The sequence below is a fragment of the Ruegeria sp. N10 genome (assembly GCF_056531545.1).
Genome location: NZ_JBQFLY010000003.1, coordinates 74,664 through 90,596, shown reverse-complemented (window position 1 = coordinate 90,596; position 15,933 = coordinate 74,664). Strand labels below are relative to the sequence as shown.

Annotated in this window: 17 protein-coding genes and 1 riboswitch; of the genes, 3 read left to right on the top strand and 14 right to left on the bottom strand. The window is 59.7% G+C overall.

Translation table 11 applies throughout. From position 1 onward, the window contains the following. Positions 1–80 precede the first annotated feature (80 nt). Positions 81–998, top strand: coding sequence for a hypothetical protein (locus tag ACR0JI_RS05985; protein WP_480474346.1), 918 nt, complete (start codon positions 81–83; stop codon positions 996–998). A gap of 24 nt (positions 999–1,022) precedes the next feature. Next, on the top strand, positions 1,023–2,579 hold the full coding sequence (locus ACR0JI_RS05980; RefSeq protein ID WP_480494000.1) for a phosphate ABC transporter substrate-binding/OmpA family protein: 1,557 nt from the start codon (positions 1,023–1,025) through the stop codon (positions 2,577–2,579). Between the two features lie 3 nt (positions 2,580–2,582). On the opposite strand, the gene radC is transcribed toward ACR0JI_RS05980, so the two are convergent. The 13 genes from radC to dnaK all read right to left on the bottom strand — a co-directional run bounded on the left by radC (position 2,583) and on the right by dnaK (position 14,250). Then, positions 2,583–3,338: a RadC family protein gene (radC, locus tag ACR0JI_RS05975; RefSeq protein WP_480474348.1), complete on the bottom strand. Its 756-nt coding sequence runs from the start codon at positions 3,336–3,338 to the stop codon at positions 2,583–2,585. 35 nt (positions 3,339–3,373) lie between these two features. Further along, entirely contained in the window at positions 3,374–4,108 is a 735-nt protein-coding gene (locus ACR0JI_RS05970) for an ABC transporter permease (RefSeq protein WP_480474349.1), read from the bottom strand. Then, entirely contained in the window at positions 4,105–4,833 is a 729-nt protein-coding gene (locus tag ACR0JI_RS05965) for an ABC transporter ATP-binding protein (protein WP_480474350.1), read from the bottom strand. Before ACR0JI_RS05965 ends, ACR0JI_RS05970 begins: the two co-directional genes overlap by 4 nt. After that, the gene (gene tenA / locus ACR0JI_RS05960) at positions 4,830–5,504 is read right to left on the bottom strand and encodes a thiaminase II (RefSeq protein WP_480474351.1); all 675 of its coding nucleotides are present in this window, start codon (positions 5,502–5,504) and stop codon (positions 4,830–4,832) included. The genes ACR0JI_RS05965 and tenA overlap by 4 nt, the downstream gene beginning before the upstream one ends. Continuing rightward, a complete protein-coding gene (locus tag ACR0JI_RS05955; protein WP_480474352.1) occupies positions 5,501–6,436 on the bottom strand; it encodes an ABC transporter substrate-binding protein in 936 nt (311 codons plus the stop codon). Before ACR0JI_RS05955 ends, tenA begins: the two co-directional genes overlap by 4 nt. Before the next feature lie 18 nt (positions 6,437–6,454). Further along, positions 6,455–7,420, bottom strand: coding sequence for a ThiF family adenylyltransferase (locus tag ACR0JI_RS05950; RefSeq protein WP_480494001.1), 966 nt, complete (start codon positions 7,418–7,420; stop codon positions 6,455–6,457). Continuing rightward, positions 7,417–8,013, bottom strand: a complete 597-nt coding sequence (locus ACR0JI_RS05945; RefSeq protein WP_480494002.1) for a thiamine phosphate synthase — start codon at positions 8,011–8,013, stop codon at positions 7,417–7,419. The genes ACR0JI_RS05950 and ACR0JI_RS05945 overlap by 4 nt, the downstream gene beginning before the upstream one ends. Next, positions 8,010–8,774 carry a thiazole synthase gene (locus ACR0JI_RS05940; RefSeq protein WP_480494003.1) on the bottom strand — a complete coding sequence of 255 codons (765 nt, stop codon included), beginning with the start codon at positions 8,772–8,774 and terminating at the stop codon, positions 8,010–8,012. Before ACR0JI_RS05940 ends, ACR0JI_RS05945 begins: the two co-directional genes overlap by 4 nt. Positions 8,775–8,776: 2 nt before the next feature. After that, the gene (thiS, locus tag ACR0JI_RS05935; protein ID WP_480494004.1) at positions 8,777–8,971 is read right to left on the bottom strand and encodes a sulfur carrier protein ThiS; all 195 of its coding nucleotides are present in this window, start codon (positions 8,969–8,971) and stop codon (positions 8,777–8,779) included. Beyond that, on the bottom strand, positions 8,955–9,932 hold the full coding sequence (thiO, locus tag ACR0JI_RS05930) for a glycine oxidase ThiO (RefSeq protein ID WP_480494005.1): 978 nt from the start codon (positions 9,930–9,932) through the stop codon (positions 8,955–8,957). The genes thiS and thiO overlap by 17 nt, the downstream gene beginning before the upstream one ends. Beyond that, the gene (gene thiD / locus ACR0JI_RS05925) at positions 9,929–10,732 is read right to left on the bottom strand and encodes a bifunctional hydroxymethylpyrimidine kinase/phosphomethylpyrimidine kinase (RefSeq protein WP_480474358.1); all 804 of its coding nucleotides are present in this window, start codon (positions 10,730–10,732) and stop codon (positions 9,929–9,931) included. The genes thiO and thiD overlap by 4 nt, the downstream gene beginning before the upstream one ends. Before the next feature lie 44 nt (positions 10,733–10,776). Then, positions 10,777–10,881, bottom strand: a riboswitch (TPP riboswitch). Positions 10,882–11,122: 241 nt separating this feature from the next. Beyond that, positions 11,123–12,268: a molecular chaperone DnaJ gene (gene dnaJ, locus ACR0JI_RS05920; protein ID WP_480474359.1), complete on the bottom strand. Its 1,146-nt coding sequence runs from the start codon at positions 12,266–12,268 to the stop codon at positions 11,123–11,125. A 74-nt stretch (positions 12,269–12,342) separates the two neighbouring features. Then, positions 12,343–14,250, bottom strand: a complete 1,908-nt coding sequence (gene dnaK, locus ACR0JI_RS05915; protein ID WP_480474360.1) for a molecular chaperone DnaK — start codon at positions 14,248–14,250, stop codon at positions 12,343–12,345. 212 nt (positions 14,251–14,462) lie between these two features. On the opposite strand from dnaK, the gene ACR0JI_RS05910 reads away from it, so the two are divergent. Beyond that, positions 14,463–15,065: an alpha-ketoglutarate-dependent dioxygenase AlkB family protein gene (locus ACR0JI_RS05910; protein WP_480474361.1), complete on the top strand. Its 603-nt coding sequence runs from the start codon at positions 14,463–14,465 to the stop codon at positions 15,063–15,065. On the opposite strand, the gene ACR0JI_RS05905 is transcribed toward ACR0JI_RS05910, so the two are convergent. After that, on the bottom strand, positions 15,062–15,886 hold the full coding sequence (locus tag ACR0JI_RS05905) for an ABC transporter permease (protein ID WP_267364436.1): 825 nt from the start codon (positions 15,884–15,886) through the stop codon (positions 15,062–15,064). The two genes, ACR0JI_RS05910 and ACR0JI_RS05905, sit on opposite strands and share 4 nt — an antisense overlap. Between the last annotated feature and the right edge of the window lie 47 nt (positions 15,887–15,933).

Below are 15,933 nucleotides of genomic sequence, written 5' to 3'. Positions count from 1 at the left end.
AATGAGTCCGTCTCGCGGCCACAAATTGGCCGCGATTGGTGGCGAGAGTGCAAGCTGCTCCTTCAACTGGGGAGGGTGTCTTGTTTGTAGTTCGCAACTACGTAACCATGTGCGGAACGGTCGCTTGTGCCTTGGGCATAGGCTATCTGATGCAGAACGGACCGGCTGCGCAGCAGAACCGCGCGCAGGGCAGTGTTGATGTGGCCTCCGTTGCCGATCAGTCTTCGATTCTGTCGGGGCTGGACGGTATCGTGCTGACGTCGGCTACAGTATCAGATGCCGATCCGGTCAATGTCACACCGGCACCCCGTGCTGTACCCGCGGTCCCCAGAACATCGAGTTGCAGGATCAGCGCGCACGCGACCGCAGCGCCCGGTGCCTTGGCGCACCTGTCGCTGAAAGCGCCGTGCCACAAGAATGAGCGGATTGAAATCCACCATAGCGGCCTGACTGTTAGCCAGATGACTGACGCCAGCGGCGCGCTGGACATGACGATCCCGGCCCTTTCGGAATATGCGATTTTCCTGTTTTCCTTCGAAGATGAAACAGGCACCGTCGCCACCACTCACGTCCCCGAAATCGCCGGTTTTGATCGTGTTGTCCTGCAATGGCAGGGTGATACCGAGTTGCAGATTCACGCGCTGGAATTTGGCGCCAGCTATGGCGCGGATGGCCATGTCTGGGATGACGCATCTGCCGAAGGCGCCGGTAAGGTTATGCGCTTGGGTCAATCCGATTCCGGGATTACTCAGAATATCGAAGTGTATTCTTTCCCGGCCAGTACATCTGAACAGTCGGGCACGATTGACCTGACCGTCGAGGCCGAAGTGACCGATGCAAATTGCGGCCACACGCTGAACGTGCAGTCGCTGGAGTTGTTGTCGGACCGCCGCCTGCGGTCGCGCGACATGTCTGTGACCTTGCCGGATTGTTCGCGCTCGGGCGAGTTTCTGGTGTTGAATAATCTGCTCTCAGACCTGACAATCGCGGCAAAGTAATCCGCAGGCAGGCTTGAACCTCTTATGACATTTTTCCGTGTGGCGGTGGCTGCGCTGTTTTCCGTGACGGTGGCGACCGGTGCTTTTGGGCAGGACATCACGTTGACCTCGCATGATGGCAAGGTCGAAGTGACAGGCAATCTGCTGAGCTTTGACGGTGAGTTTTATCGCGTCGATACGCAATTCGGGACGTTGACCGTGGATGGTTCCGGCGTCACATGCGAGGGACCCGCCTGCCCCAACCTGATCGATTTCGTCGCCGAAGTGCAGTTTTCCGGATCATCGGTGATGGCCGAAACGGTGCTGCCCGCCCTGATCATCGGCTTTGCCCGTCAGGAAGACCTGACCGCGACCCCCGCCCGCGTGGATGAGGACACCTTTATTTACGAGTTGCATCAGGCAGGCCGGTCGGCGCCGCTTGCGCGGTTTTTCTTTGACGTGGGCACCACGGATCGCGGGTTCAGCGACCTGATCGCAGACCGGGCGGATATCGTGATGGCCCTGCGCGAGATGCGCGAGGCCGAGCGGGAGGCTGCCGAAGCTGCGGGGTTGGGTGATCTGAAACGCTCGCGGCGATCACGGGTCATTGCACTGGATGCCATGGTCCCGGTCGTGGCCCCCGACAGCGTGATGCGACAGGTTTCGCTGGCGGATCTGGCCCGCATTCTGTCCGGCGAGGTCAGCAACTGGGCGCAGCTGGGTGGGCCGGATGCCCCTATTGCACTGCATGCGCCAGAGGCCGGGTCGGGTCTGGCGCAGGCGGTCGAGGATCAGGTTCTGAAAACCGCCGGTGTGGTGCTGACCGATACGGCGATCCGCCACAATCGCATACATGACCTGACCGCGGCTGTGGCTAAGGATCCGTTTTCCATCGGTATCGCCAGCAAGGCATCGGCCCATGGCACCCGCGCTGTGCCTTTGACTGGCGGGTGCGGGCATCCTCTGGCCGCGACCCGCCAGTCAATCAAGACCGAAGATTACCCGCTGAATATGCCCATGTTCCTGTATCTGCCGGAACGCCGCCTGCCCCGGATTGCGCGACAGTTTCTGGCCTATAGCCAAAGCCCCGAGGCACAGGTGGCGATACGTGACGCAGGATATGTGGATCAATCTGCTGAAACCCTGCCGGTTGGCGTGCAGGGGGACCGGCTTGCCAATGCGGTCGTCACCGGCGGAACTGAGGTCGGACTGGAGGAGTTGCAGCGCATGATCGAGACCTTGCGCCCGCTGTCGCGCCTGTCCCTGTCGGTCCGGTTCGAACCCGGATCGTCCCGCCCGGACGCGCAGTCGCGCGCCAATATTCAGCAACTGGCGCAAATGCTGGACGCGGGTACGTTGCAGGCGCGCAAGGTTGTGTTTGCAGGCTTCAGCGATGGGGACGGGGGTGCCGTTTCAAATGCCCGCATCGCCCTACGGCGCGCGCAAACCGTGCGAAACGCGGTTATCGCCGCGCTTGAAGCCCCGATCCCTGATAGTATCACGGTCACCGCCGAAGGATTTGGTGAAGCGATGCCCATGGCCTGCGATGACACCGAATGGGGCCGCAAGGTCAACCGGCGGGTCGAGATTTGGGTGCAGTAGCCGCTAGAGATACCCTTCGGAACGAAAGCTGAGCTCGGTCGATTTGCCGATGATCAGGTGGTCATGCAGGGTCAGCCCCAGGGCGGAGCAGGCATCCTGAATGCGGTTGGTCATGTCGATATCTGACTGTGACGGCGTTGGGTCGCCCGAAGGATGGTTGTGCACCAATATCAGGGCCGAGGCATTCAGTTCCAACGCCCGTTTCGCCACTTCGCGCGGATAGACCGGCACGTGATCCACGGTGCCTTTGGCCTGTTCCTCATCCGCGATCAGGACGTTCTTGCGATCCAGATAGAAAACGCGAAATTGCTCGGTCTCGCGATGCGCCATTGTCGTGTGGCAATAATCCAGCAGCGCGTCCCAGCTGGATATTACGTGTCGTTGCATCACCCGCGCCCGTGCCATCCGATGCGCGCAGGCTTCGAGGATTTTCAGATCGGTGATGACCGTATCACCAACGCCCTTGATCTGCCGCAGCCGTTCTTCGGGTGCTGCCAACACACGGTTGAAATCGCCAAAGGCATTCATCAATGCCCGCGCCAATGGTTTCACATCCTGCCGAGGGATGGACCGGAACAAAACCAGTTCCAGCAACTCATAATCCGGGATCGCTGCGGATCCGCCCGCCATGAACCGTTCGCGCAGCCGCTTGCGATGGTCTTTGATGTAGGAGGGTAACCGACCATTCGGCAGCGGCTGCGCTGGCGCTTCGTCCGTATCAAACAGCATGGGGGCTTCGGCAAAGGCGTCCTGTGTCATGCGTTTACCCTGACGCAGAATCACTTTCCGAAAGGTTAATGAGCCTCTCCTGCCATACGCGCGGTGGCGCGGCGGACAATCATGTGCAGAAGGATCGAAAATACGCCCAGAGTCAGCATCGCCGCAAACATCAGGTCCGTCTTGGCACGGCCATTGGCCAGCAGCATCAGATATCCCAGACCTTGCGATGAACCGACCCATTCACCGATCACGGCACCGATCGGCGCATACACCGCCGCCAGCCGCATCCCCGAGGCCAGAGACGGCAACGCCGCAGGGATACGGATGTGCCACAACACAGTGCGCTTGCTGGCCTGCATCGTGCGTGCAAGGTCCAGATACCCCTGCGGTGTCCGCATCAAACCGTCAAAAAAGGACGACGTGATCGGGAAATAGATGATCAGGACCGCCATCGCGACCTTGGACAACAGGCCATAACCCAGCCACAGGGTCAGCAACGGGGCCAGTGCAAAGACCGGCAGGGCCTGCGTGAACACCAGCATTGGCTGCACCAAAACTCGTGCGACGCGGGAATTGGCCAGCTGCAATGCAGTGACAACGCCAAGCAGCGTGCCGCAGGCAAGGCCGATAATGACCTCAATGGCTGTGATCCAGGTGTGTTCGGCAATCAGCCAGCGGTTCTGCCACCAGGTCTCGGCAACCACCACGGGGCCGGGCAGGATGAACTTTGGCAATCCGGTCAGGGTCACGGTCCCCTGCCAGATGGCAATGGCAAACAGGGTTGCTGCCAGAACAGAGAGGGACTTCATACCCCGCCCTCCCGCAGCAGCCGCAAAAGCGCGCCTTGTGTTTCCAGCGTCTGCAAATCATCGACGCTGCGCGGGGCTGGAGCAACCGGCGGATCGCACGGTGTCAGCCCGTGCTGTGTCATGACGACGATGGATTGCCCCAGACGCGCGGCCTCGCCCGGATCGTGGGTTACCAGAAGGACAGTGCGGCCCCGCAGCGCCTCGGCGGCCAGATCCTGCATATCGGCACGGGTTCGGGCATCAAGGGCTGAAAAGGGTTCATCCAGCAACACAATCGGCCGGTCTTCCATCAAGGTGCGGGCCAGTGCCACACGCTGCCGCTGCCCGCCCGAAAGCTCGGGCGGTTTCTTGGTCATATGGTCCTGCAACCGCATCCGTTCGATCAGGCGGTCACGCCGGTCAAGGTCAACTTTCTCGCCCCGCAGCCGCGCGCCCAGTGAGACGTTTTGCGCAACACTCGCCCAAGGTAGCAACAGGTCGTCCTGCGCCATATAAGCAACCCGGTCTGAAACCGACTGGCCATCGCTGGCGGTGATCCGGCCCGTGAATTCAGCCCCGGTTTCCAGCCCGGCAATCAGCCGCAAAACCGTGGTTTTGCCAACACCCGATCCACCCAGCAGACAGGTCCACGCCCCTGCGTCAAGCGTCAGGGTCAGCGGCGCGAACAGAGTCGCGCCATCGATCATGGCTGTGCCGCTGATGGTCAGATCGGGCGCCGGGGTCATGGGGTCAGACCCATCTGCCAGAAATTGACTTCCAATTCCGTGGCCGAGCGGAACGTCCTGCACAGACGATCCCAGCGAGGCGAAGTTTGGAAATCCGCCCCAATCCGCCTTGTTAGAGCCGAATCCAGCAACTCACCCACGGCCACGCAGGCGTTCTGGTAGCCCTCGTCCGCGTAGGTATCGATCCAGCCACGATAGGTCGTTGATGTTGCCTCCTCAGCCAAGCGGGTGCCTATCTCACCATATCCCATGACGCAGGGTGCAAGTGCTGCCAGAAGATCCAGCAGATCACCGCTATAGCCCGCCTCGAGAACAAAGCGGGTATAGGCCAGATTCTCGGGCCGTTCCGGCGTTGCAAACAGATCGGACTGCGAAATGCCTTCTGCTTCGCAAATACCGATATGCAGCTTCATCTCTTCGCTGATCAGGCCGTTCACGGTACGCGACGCTGCCAGCATTTCAGCATGTGTTTCCGATTTCACCACGGCCAGCGCCCAGGCGCGCGAGAAGTGTATCAGGAACACATAATCCTGACGCAGATAGTGCAGGAACGCCGGGCGTGGCAGGGTGCCGTCTTTCAGTGCTTCGACAAAAGCGTGGCGGGTGTAATCCCGCCACGGCCCCTGCGCCGCATCGCGCATCAGCGCAAAGGCTTTGCCATAATCGCTCATTGCGCGGTTACGTCGATGGCAATGTCACTGACGGGCAGGACGGTGTCGATCATGCCGCTGTCGTTCAGGAATGCCTCGAACCGGGCATAACGGCCAGCGTCAAACCCGGCGGGACGCAGGGCAAAGCGCGGCAGCGTGTCGACCCATGCGCGTGCATTCAGCTCGTCCTGCAGTTCGGGTGAAGTGGCTGAGAAGACCTCCCAGCTTTTTTCCGGGTTGTTGACGATGTACTGAGTCGCTTTTTCGGTCGCGGCCAGGAAACGGGCGATCTTGTCTTTGTCCATCGTATCGGGGTTGGCGACATAGATCAGTTCGTCATAAGACGGCACGCCTTCTTCCTCGATATAGAAACAGGTGCCGGGGCGACCTTCGATATCCATCTGGTTCAGCTCGAAGTTGCGATAGGCGCCGATCACCGCATCCACCTGACCGGTCATCAGCGAGGGTGAGAGCGAGAAATTCACGTTGATCATCTCAACATCATCCAGCGCGACGTCGTATTTGCCAAGCACGGTGCTGAGAATGGCCTCTTCCACACCGGCGACGGAAAAGCCGATTTTCTTGCCTTTGAGGTCAGCGGGCGATTTGATCGGGCCGTCTTTCAGAACCAGCAGGCAGTTCAGGGGCGTCGCGACCAGCGTGCCGACCCGTTTCAGCGGCAGCCCTTCGTGAATCTGCAAATGCAGTTGCGGCTGATAGGATACCGCCAGATCCGCCTGACCGGCAGCCACCAGACGCGGCGGCGCGGACGGGTCGGCGGGGGCAACGACTTCGACCTGCAACCCCTGCTCGGCGAAATAGCCATTTTCCTGTGCCACGATGATGGGCCCGTGGTCGGGGTTGATGAACCAGTCCAGCAGGACGGTCATCTTGTCTTCGGCCCAGGCCGGCGCGGCTGCCAGAAGGGCAAGGGCTGTCATCAGCTTTTTCATATCTCACGTTTCCTTTTCTCAGGAGGCTGAGGCCGCGACGAGGACAATCTCGCCCGGCCAAATCGGTTGGATCTTCTCGGCAGCGCGCCATGCGCGCAGCCCGGTGGCACAGCAAAGGGCGAGGCGTTGCCCCTTGTTTGGGTCTATTTTTTGTATTTCTTCGGGTGAAATGCGCGTTGCATTCGGGTGAGCCGGAACCGGAGCTTCGTTCGGGTCACGCAGTTCGATAATCTGGTCTGTCTCCCTCAACTGACTGGCGGAGAGAAAGCGGAAACAGCTTGACGGTTCCGGCGCGTCATCAAAACGAAACCCGGTGCTGCGCAGGGTTCGCGCATCATATTGCACCATCTGCCCTAGGGGTGATGGGTCAAGCCGCAAGATCAGGCTCAGCGCCATCTGCGCCTGCATGGACCCGATCACACCGACAACGGGACCCAGAACACCCGCCGTGGCGCAGCTTGCGCCACTTTCCGGTGCGTCGGGGAAAACGGCACGCAGAGAAGGCGCGCCGCCGCAAAAGCCGCCCACATATCCTGAAAGCCCTAGCACCGAGGCGCTGATCAGTGGCTTGCCTTGTGCCAGACAAGTATCCGACAGCATATAACTGACCGCATAGCTGTCGGCACAATCCAGGACAAGATCCGCCTGCGACACCAGATTGGGCGCATTTTCCCCTGTTAGAGCCTGTTTCTTGGCAATCACATCGATTTCGGCATTCAACGCACGGCATCGGTCAGCGGCGCGTTCAGCCTTTGACTGCCCGCAATCTTCTTCTGAAAACAACGTTTGGCGATGCAGATTCGACAGATCAATGATATCACCATCTACAATCGTGATGTGCCCCACTCCGGCTCCGGCCAATAGCGGCAGAAGCGGCGCGGCCAGACCACCTGCGCCGACCACCAAAACACGGGCCGCAGTCAGGCGGGCCTGTCCTTCGGCCCCAACCTCGGGCAGCAGCGTCTGGCGGGCATAGCGGCTCATCTCGTGGCCTCTATCCAAGCACGCACCCGCACTTCGGGGTCGGTGTTCAGCGTGATGTCCGTGACGGCCGAGACGATATCGGCCCCGGCTGCCAGCACCCGCGCTGCGCGCTCGACGCTCATGCCGCCAATGCCGACCAGAGGAATGTCGCCAACCCGTGCCTTCCATTCGGTCACGCGGGGCAGGCCCTGCTGATGCCATTTCATCTTTTTCAAAATGGTCGGATAGACGGGACCCAGCGCCACGTAATCGGAATCCATGGCCAAAACCCGCTCAAGCTCGTCATCGTCATGAGTGGAAACGCCCAGCTTTAGACCCGCTTTTTGGATGGCTTTCAGGTCAGCATCATCCAGATCCTCTTGACCCAGATGAACCCAGTCGCAACCCAGATCGATGGCGTGTTGCCAGTAATCGTTGATCACCAGAACCGCCCCATAGTCGCGGCACAGATCGCGCGAGGCGGCAATCTGACCGCGCACCACCTCAACCGGCTGATCCTTGATACGCAGCTGCACCAGTTTGACACCCAGGGGCAGCATCCGCCGCAGCCAGTCCGAGTGATCGAAGATCGGATAGAAACGGTCCAGCGTCATGACAGGAAGGCCTTTCCAACAACAGGGGTCGAAGGTTCGGCCATATCACGCGCCTCGATCGGGTCGGCCTGATGGGCCAATTGCCCGGCATGGATTGCCTGCGCCATCGCCTTGGCCATCAGAACGGGATCACCGGCACGGGCCACAGCGGTGTTCAACAGAACGGCGTCATAACCCAGTTCCATCGCGTGGGCCGCGTGGCTGGGCAGGCCGATCCCGGCATCCACCACCAGCGGCGTGTCAGGAAACTCGGCCCGCATCGACCGCAGGGCGTATTCGTTGTTCAGCCCACGCCCGGACCCGATGGGCGCCCCCCACGGCATCAGCACTTCACATCCCGCTTCGAGCAGGCGTTCGCCCACGATCAGATCATCGGTTGTGTAGGGAAACACCTCAAACCCGTCTTCGGTCAGGATGCGCGCGGCCTCGACCAGCTGGAACACATCCGGCTGCAAACTGTCGGTGTGGCCGATCAGTTCCAGCTTGATCCATTTGGTATCAAACACTTCGCGCGCCATATGGGCTGTGGTCACCGCCTCTTTCACCGTATGACAGCCAGCCGTATTTGGCAGGATCAGAACACCAAGCTCGCGGATCATCTGCCAGAATGTCTGCCCCGCGCCGGATTCCCGCCGCAGCGATACCGTTGCAACCGCCGCACCGCTTTCGCGAAAGGCCTGTTCCAGAATTGCAGGGCTGGGATATTGGGCTGTGCCCAGCATCAAGGGGTTCGGCAACTCGATGCCGTAGAACGTCTTCATCCTCAGCCCCCCTGCATCGGTGCGACAACTTCGATCCGGTCGCCATCGGTCAGTTTGTGCCCAATACGTAGGCTTGACGGCACGAAATCTTCGTTCACGGCGGTAGCCACACGGCCTGAGAAGCCGCATTCCAGCAACAGATCCGACAGGGTTTCGGCACGCACGTCCCGCGTCTCGCCGTTAAGCACGATCTTCATCGACCATCTCCGAATGTGTGTTGTCCAATGCCAGATCAGCGACACCCCGCGCCAATGCAGGGGCCAGCAGATAACCGTGGCGATACAGCCCATTGGCATAGATTGTCCGGCCCAAGCGCCGGATACGCGGCAGGTTGTCCGGGAAAGCAGGGCGCAGGTCGACGCCGATCTCCAGCACCTCGGCCTCGCCAAAGGCCGGGTTCACGGCATAGGCCGCGCTGAGCAGTTCCAGCATCGAACGCGCGGTGATGCGGCTGCTGTCTTCGGATTCGATCATGGTTGCGCCCAGCATGTAGACGCCATCCCCGCGCGGAACGATGTAAAGCGGCATCCGCGGATGCAATAACCGCACCGGACGCGAAAGGTTCACATCGGGGCAACGAAGAACCAGCATCTCACCCTTCACGCCGCGCAGGTCGTGCAGATATTCGCGCGCGTGCAAGCCCCGGCAGTCTATGGCGTTGTCCAGTTGCACCGGAGCCAGCTTTCGGTGGAATTCCACGCCTGCGCCTTGCAGGTGACGATGCAGATCGCGCAATGCCTGGCGAGGATCAAGGTGCGCTTCGTTTTCAAAATACAGAGCTTTGCTAAACTTGCTCAGATCAGGCTCTAATTCGATTATTTTCGCGCGATCAAACTCGCTGAACCCTTCGGTCCTGCGTGCAAACCGACGCAGGTCGGGCAGGTCACGTGCGTTGGCAACAACAAGGGTTCCACTTCTGTTTACCTGCGTTCGCTGCGCCCACCATTCGATGGCTTCCTGCCCCAGCCGCAGAACCGGTTCTTCCGCATTTTCATATTCACACCAAGGCGCCAGCATCCCACCGGCCCACCAGGAACACCCATGCGGGCCGGGCGGGCCGCCCGGATCAAAAACCTGCACCCTTGCGCCGCGTGACACAAGCTCACTGGCCACGGCCAGACCCGCAACGCCTGCACCTATGACCGACCAGGGCGTCACGCGGGCCAGATCCGATGGAAGTGGTGCACAGGGCCGTGCCCGGCACCAATCTTCAGCTCATCCGCCCGCGCGATGGCCCCTTGGAGATAATCATGCGCCTGCGCGACCGCATCCCTCAGCGGCAGGCCCCTGGCCAGACCGGCGGCGATCGATGACGACAGGGTGCATCCGGTTCCGTGGGTGTTCTTCGTGTTCTGTCGCGGGGCCTGAAACGCGGCCACGATACCTGAGGGGTCGACCAGCAGATCGTGGCAGACATCGCCGGACCCATGCCCGCCCTTCATCAAAACCGCACCTGCGCCCAGATCACACAGGGCCTGGCCTTGTGCGGCCATCTCGTCCGGTGATTGCGCCGGTGTCGCATCCAGCAAACACACCGCTTCGGGCAGATTGGGTGTCAGCACAGTCGCTGCTGGCACCATCACTTCGCGCAGCGTCCGGACCGCTTCCTGCGCCAGCAAGGCATCTCCGGATTTTGCGATCATGACGGGATCAAGAATTATGGGGCCCTTGAACGTTTCCAGACCTCGAGCCACTGTGTGAATGATCTCTGGCGTGGCAAGCATACCGATCTTAATGGCTTTCACGTCCAGATCGCTCAGCACCGCGTCGATTTGAGCAGCAATGATATCCAGAGGAAGCCCATGCACCGCAGTGACGGCTTGCGTGTTCTGCGCCGTAACAGCGGTAATGACACTAGCGCCGAATACACCCAACGCGGACATCGCTTTCAGATCGGCCTGAATCCCGGCGCCTCCGCCACTGTCAGACCCTGCAATGGTCAGGGCAATTGCCGCCATATCGTTGCTCCATCTTCTTTGGGCAACGAGGTAGGGAAAACGTCTGTGTTCATAAGACCGTTCCCTACGCCGGAATTGCCCGGATCAGGTTCGATGGGTTAGCGCGGCTGCGCCTCTCAGCCCTGATACGGGCACCCCAACGGTTGTCGTGGACAATTTCAGGGTCGACGGTCGGAATCAAGACCCAATTTGGCAAATGCATTGCCACTTTTGGTCATCTGATAAGGCCAATTGAGTGTCTTTAGGGAGTGTTTTGCGAGGCTCTGCCTCGCGCTCCGGGATATTTAGAGCCAGATGAATAACGGATCCCTGCTTCATCTGGCTGGAAATATCCCGGGGGAGGCGCCCGGAACGGGCGGCGGGGGCAGAGCCCCCGGGTAATCCTGGTTGTCAGCTTTTCATACCGTCCCAGAAGGATTTGACGGATGAGAAAAAGCTTTTTGATTCCGGGTGGTTGTCTTCGCCCAGGTCATCAAACTCGCGCAGAAGTTCTTTCTGGCGGGTGGTCAAGTTGACCGGGGTTTCAACCGCCAGTTCGATGAACATGTCGCCAACACCGCCGCCGCGCAATGCGGGCATGCCTTTGCCGCGAAGACGCATTTGCCGACCCGACTGGCTGCCAGCCGGGATCTGCACCCGCCCACGCCCGCCATCGATTGTCGGAACCTCGATCGATCCGCCCAGCGCGGCCTTGGCCATGCTGACCGGTACACGGCAATAAAGGTTTACGCTGTCGCGTTCGAACAACTTGTGATCTGACACTTCCACAAAGATGTAGAGGTCGCCCGGAGGGCCACCACGCATTCCGGCCTCGCCTTCACCCGCCAGTCGAATACGCGTTCCGGTTTCGACACCAGCGGGGATGTTGACCGACAAAGCGCGATCTTTTTCGACGCGGCCTGCACCCTTACAGGATTTGCAGGGGTTCTTGATGATCTGACCCAGACCCGAACAGGTGGGGCAAGTTCGTTCGACCGTAAAGAAGCCCTGTTGCGCCCGCACCTTGCCCATACCGGAACAGGTGGGGCAGGTTGTCGGCTCGACCCCGCCTTCTGCACCGGTTCCTTCGCAGGAGGAACAAGCCACGGCTGTAGGTACATTGATGGTTTTCTGCTGGCCCGAGAACGCCTCTTCCAGCGATACACGCAGGTTATAGCGCAGGTCAGAGCCGCGCGCGGCGCGTCGGCCGCCACCACCACGTTGCCCGCCCATGAAATCGCCGAACAGGTCGTCGAATACATCCGAGAACGCGCTGGAGAAATCGCCCTGCCCAAAGCCGCCGCCAGGCCGACCACCGCCGCCCATGCCGTTTTCAAACGCGGCGTGGCCAAAGCGGTCATAGGCCGCCTTTTTGTCGGCATCGCGCAGCACGTCATAAGCCTCGTTGGCTTCCTTGAACTGCGCCTCGGCATCCGGGTTGTCCTTGTTGCGGTCCGGATGCAACTCTTTGGCTTTCGTGCGAAAACCTTTCTTGATCTCATCCGCCGAAGCGCCCTTGGACACACCGAGCACTTCGTAATAGTCGCGTTTTGACATCAGTATTTCCTTCTGCCTCAACGTAAATAGGCCGGCCCGGCATCCGGACCGGCCCACATTGGCCCGGTTACCCGTTAGTTACGCTTTTCGTCGTCCAGATCTTCAAACTCGGCATCGACGATATCGTCATCACCATGTGCGGCATCCGCTGCGACAGGCTCGTCCTCGGCCTCTTCGGACTGCGCCTTGTAGATGGCCTCACCCAGCTTCATCGCTGCTTCGGTGACATTCTGGATGCCAGACTTGATCTTGTCGGCATTGTTGGTTTCCAGCTCGTCCTTGAGTGCGGCGATGGCCAGTTCGATGGCTTCGATCGTGGTCGGGTCGACTTTGTCGGCATGCTCTTCCATCGACTTTTCGGTCGAGTGGATGAGACTTTCCGCCTGGTTCTTGGCGTCGACTAGCTCGCGGCGTTCCTTGTCGGCTTCCGCGTTCTCTTCGGCGTCCTTGACCATCTTTTCGATGTCTTCGTCGGACAGACCGCCCGATGCCTGGATGGTGATCTTCTGTTCTTTGCCGGTGCCTTTGTCCTTGGCCGAAACCGAGACAATGCCGTTGGCGTCGATGTCGAAGGTCACCTCGATCTGGGGCATGCCGCGCGGTGCGGGCGGGATGTCTTCGAGGTTGAACTGACCCAGGATCTTGTTGTCCGCAGCCATTTCACGTTCGCCCTGGAACACGCGGATGGTCACGGCGTTCTGGTTGTCCTCGGCAGTCGAGAAGACCTGAGACTTTTTCGTCGGGATCGTGGTGTTGCGGTCGATCAGGCGAGTGAACACGCCACCCAGCGTCTCGATGCCCAGCGACAGCGGGGTCACGTCCAGCAGAACCACGTCCTTGACGTCGCCCTGAAGAACACCGGCCTGAATGGCGGCACCCATGGCAACCACTTCGTCCGGGTTCACACCCTTGTGCGGCTCTTTGCCGAAGAACTTGGTGACCTCTTCGATCACTTTCGGCATCCGGGTCATACCACCGACCAGAACAACTTCGTCCACGTCAGCGGCCGACAGACCTGCGTCTTTCAGAGCAGCCTGGCACGGCTTCATCGACTTCTTTATCAGATCACCGACCAGGGATTCCAGCTTGGCACGGGTCAGTTTCATGACCATGTGCAGCGGCTGACCGTTCGAACCCATCGAGATGAACGGCTGGTTGATCTCGGTCTGCGAGGTCGAGCTGAGTTCGATCTTGGCTTTTTCGGCGGCTTCTTTCAGACGCTGCAAGGCCATCTTGTCAGCAGACAGATCGACACCGTGTTCCTTTTTGAACTCATCCGCCAGGTAGTTGACGATGCGCATGTCAAAGTCTTCACCACCCAAGAAGGTGTCGCCGTTGGTCGATTTGACCTCGAACAGGCCGTCGTCAATTTCCAGAATGGTCACGTCGAAGGTACCGCCACCAAGGTCATAGACTGCGATGGTTTGGGTTTCCTGCTTGTCCAGACCATAGGCCAGAGCGGCAGCTGTCGGTTCGTTGATGATCCGCAGCACTTCCAGACCGGCGATTTTACCGGCGTCTTTGGTGGCCTGACGCTGTGCGTCGTTGAAGTATGCGGGAACGGTGATGACCGCCTGCGTGACTTCCTCACCCAGATAGCTTTCCGCGGTTTCCTTCATCTTACCCAGAGTGAAGGCCGAGATCTGGCTTGGGGAGTATTTTTCACCGCGGGCCTGAACCCACGCGTCGCCATTGCCACCATCAACGATGGTATAAGGCACCATTTTCTTGTCTTTTTCGACTTCGGCATCATCCACACGACGGCCGATCAGGCGCTTGACGCCAAAGATCGTGTTGTCGGGGTTGGTGACCGCCTGACGCTTTGCAGGCTGACCGACCAGTCGCTCATCTTCAGTGAAGGCGACGATCGAGGGCGTGGTCCGCGCCCCTTCGGCGTTTTCGATAACCTTCGGCTGCGAACCGTCCATGATGGCCACGCACGAGTTTGTGGTCCCGAGGTCAATCCCGATTACTTTTCCCATTTTTGCAATCCCTTTCTCTTCAAGGCGATGTCTCGACGACAGGACCCGTTACGGCATCCCGCCCCCGATCTGATGTGCGCGACAGCACTACCATCGCGCGTCCCGGCGTATATAAGGGCGAGACCTGAGGCCTGCAAGCACCGTAGAACGCAGGTTTTAGGGATTCTGATGCCTTTTTTGGCAAGGAATTGGAAAGGATTGGGGTTTCCGGAATGGCGCGATTGGTTTTGCGGGGGTTCGATATCGGGAAAGGTTATCTTGATCCTGCGGCCCAGTCGCGGGTGATCGCGGATTTGCGCCCGATTCTGAAAGCCGCGCCCCTGTTCCGACCGGTTACTCCTTCGGGCAAGGAGATGTCAGTTCGGATGACCTCGGCAGGCGATCTGGGTTGGGTGACCGACAAGGCGGGATACCGGTATCAGGATCAGCACCCCAAAGGTGGTGACTGGCCGGAAATCCCCGCCGCCATTCTGGATATCTGGCGCGATCTGGTCAGCACCGAGCGAGCGCCCGATTGCTGTTTGATCAACTACTACGGGGAAGGCGCAAAAATGGGCCTGCACCAGGACAAGGACGAGGCAGATTTTTCATGGCCCGTCCTGTCGGTTTCGCTGGGCGACGATGCCTTGTTTCGGATTGGCAGCACGACGCGCGGCGGCAAGACCGAGTCGATCTGGCTGAGCTCGGGGGATGTGGTCGTCATGGGCGGTCCGGCGCGGCTTGCCTATCACGGTGTGGATCGGATCAGGTTCGGATCCTCGCGCCTGCTGCCCAAAGGCGGGCGCATAAATCTTACGCTGCGGGTGGCGCGTTAGCGGCGCGCATTCCAGCTTTTCGAGACGTGCTGACGGGTAAAGAATTCACCCATAAGACCGATCATCAACAGGGCGATTCCAACCCAGGCCGCGTATTCCCAGCTGGTGTTTCTTGGATAATAGTTGCGGAACACGAACCCGCGGGTCTGGTCGATGATGTGAAACAGCGGGTTCCAGGCAAACATCATCAACAGCCCGCCACCCAATGCGTTCGCAATGAACATCTTGCCGGAAAACACCATGTTCAGACGGCGATATATATTGGTTAGCATCGAAACGGTCGTCGGGGCCCACGGTTTCAACGCCATGAACACAAGCCCCACCGCGCAGCCGGTAAACCAGGCCAGCACCAGCATTGCGAAGGCGCCGCCGGGGTTCTGCACCTCAAGCGGAGCAACCGCGACACTGTAGACGAACAGGATGATGAACATGGCCAGCAGGAACTTATAGAAAGTGCTGAAGGCCGCCGCGAGAATCGTGACCATTACGTTCATCGGCGAATGCAGCATCATCGGGTTATTGGAGGATCCAACCCCGGAAATCGCGCCGATCGATTGTATGTGCAACATGAACGGGAACACACCCGACAGGACATACAGCAGAAATTCGCCCCTGATCCTGGCGACCCCGCCCCGGCCCATCAGCGACATAAGCAGATAGAAGGTGACCATCATCACCAGCAATTGCACAACGTTAAGCAGGATCGCGATCACCGCATTCGGATGCTGCGCGCGCACGTTCCGCACCACCGCGTGGAACACCAGTTCCGCAGTCGTCAGTGCACCGCCCAGCAGCGTTTGATTGCGCTTGTAATAGAACACTTAAAGGGTCTTTCCTGCCTCGTCGTCCCTAACCTGGCATGAATATC

Excerpts from the sequence above, each read along its gene's own strand:
- tenA (WP_480474351.1), bottom strand. The coding sequence starts at position 5,504 with ATGAGCGATTATGGCAAAGCCTTTGCGCTGATGCGCGATGCGGCGCAG.
- thiS (WP_480494004.1), bottom strand. The coding sequence starts at position 8,971 with ATGAAGATCGTGCTTAACGGCGAGACGCGGGACGTGCGTGCCGAAACC.
- ACR0JI_RS05955 (WP_480474352.1), bottom strand. The coding sequence starts at position 6,436 with ATGAAAAAGCTGATGACAGCCCTTGCCCTTCTGGCAGCCGCGCCGGCC.
- ACR0JI_RS05980 (WP_480494000.1), top strand. The coding sequence starts at position 1,023 with ATGACATTTTTCCGTGTGGCGGTGGCTGCGCTGTTTTCCGTGACGGTG.
- thiD (WP_480474358.1), bottom strand. The coding sequence starts at position 10,732 with ATGGCGGCAATTGCCCTGACCATTGCAGGGTCTGACAGTGGCGGAGGC.
- dnaK (WP_480474360.1), bottom strand. The coding sequence starts at position 14,250 with ATGGGAAAAGTAATCGGGATTGACCTCGGGACCACAAACTCGTGCGTG.
- radC (WP_480474348.1), bottom strand. The coding sequence starts at position 3,338 with ATGACACAGGACGCCTTTGCCGAAGCCCCCATGCTGTTTGATACGGAC.
- ACR0JI_RS05950 (WP_480494001.1), bottom strand. The coding sequence starts at position 7,420 with ATGAGCCGCTATGCCCGCCAGACGCTGCTGCCCGAGGTTGGGGCCGAA.
- ACR0JI_RS05965 (WP_480474350.1), bottom strand. The coding sequence starts at position 4,833 with ATGACCCCGGCGCCCGATCTGACCATCAGCGGCACAGCCATGATCGAT.
- dnaJ (WP_480474359.1), bottom strand. The coding sequence starts at position 12,268 with ATGTCAAAACGCGACTATTACGAAGTGCTCGGTGTGTCCAAGGGCGCT.
- ACR0JI_RS05940 (WP_480494003.1), bottom strand. The coding sequence starts at position 8,774 with ATGAAGACGTTCTACGGCATCGAGTTGCCGAACCCCTTGATGCTGGGC.
- ACR0JI_RS05970 (WP_480474349.1), bottom strand. The coding sequence starts at position 4,108 with ATGAAGTCCCTCTCTGTTCTGGCAGCAACCCTGTTTGCCATTGCCATC.
- ACR0JI_RS05910 (WP_480474361.1), top strand. The coding sequence starts at position 14,463 with ATGGCGCGATTGGTTTTGCGGGGGTTCGATATCGGGAAAGGTTATCTT.
- ACR0JI_RS05945 (WP_480494002.1), bottom strand. The coding sequence starts at position 8,013 with ATGACGCTGGACCGTTTCTATCCGATCTTCGATCACTCGGACTGGCTG.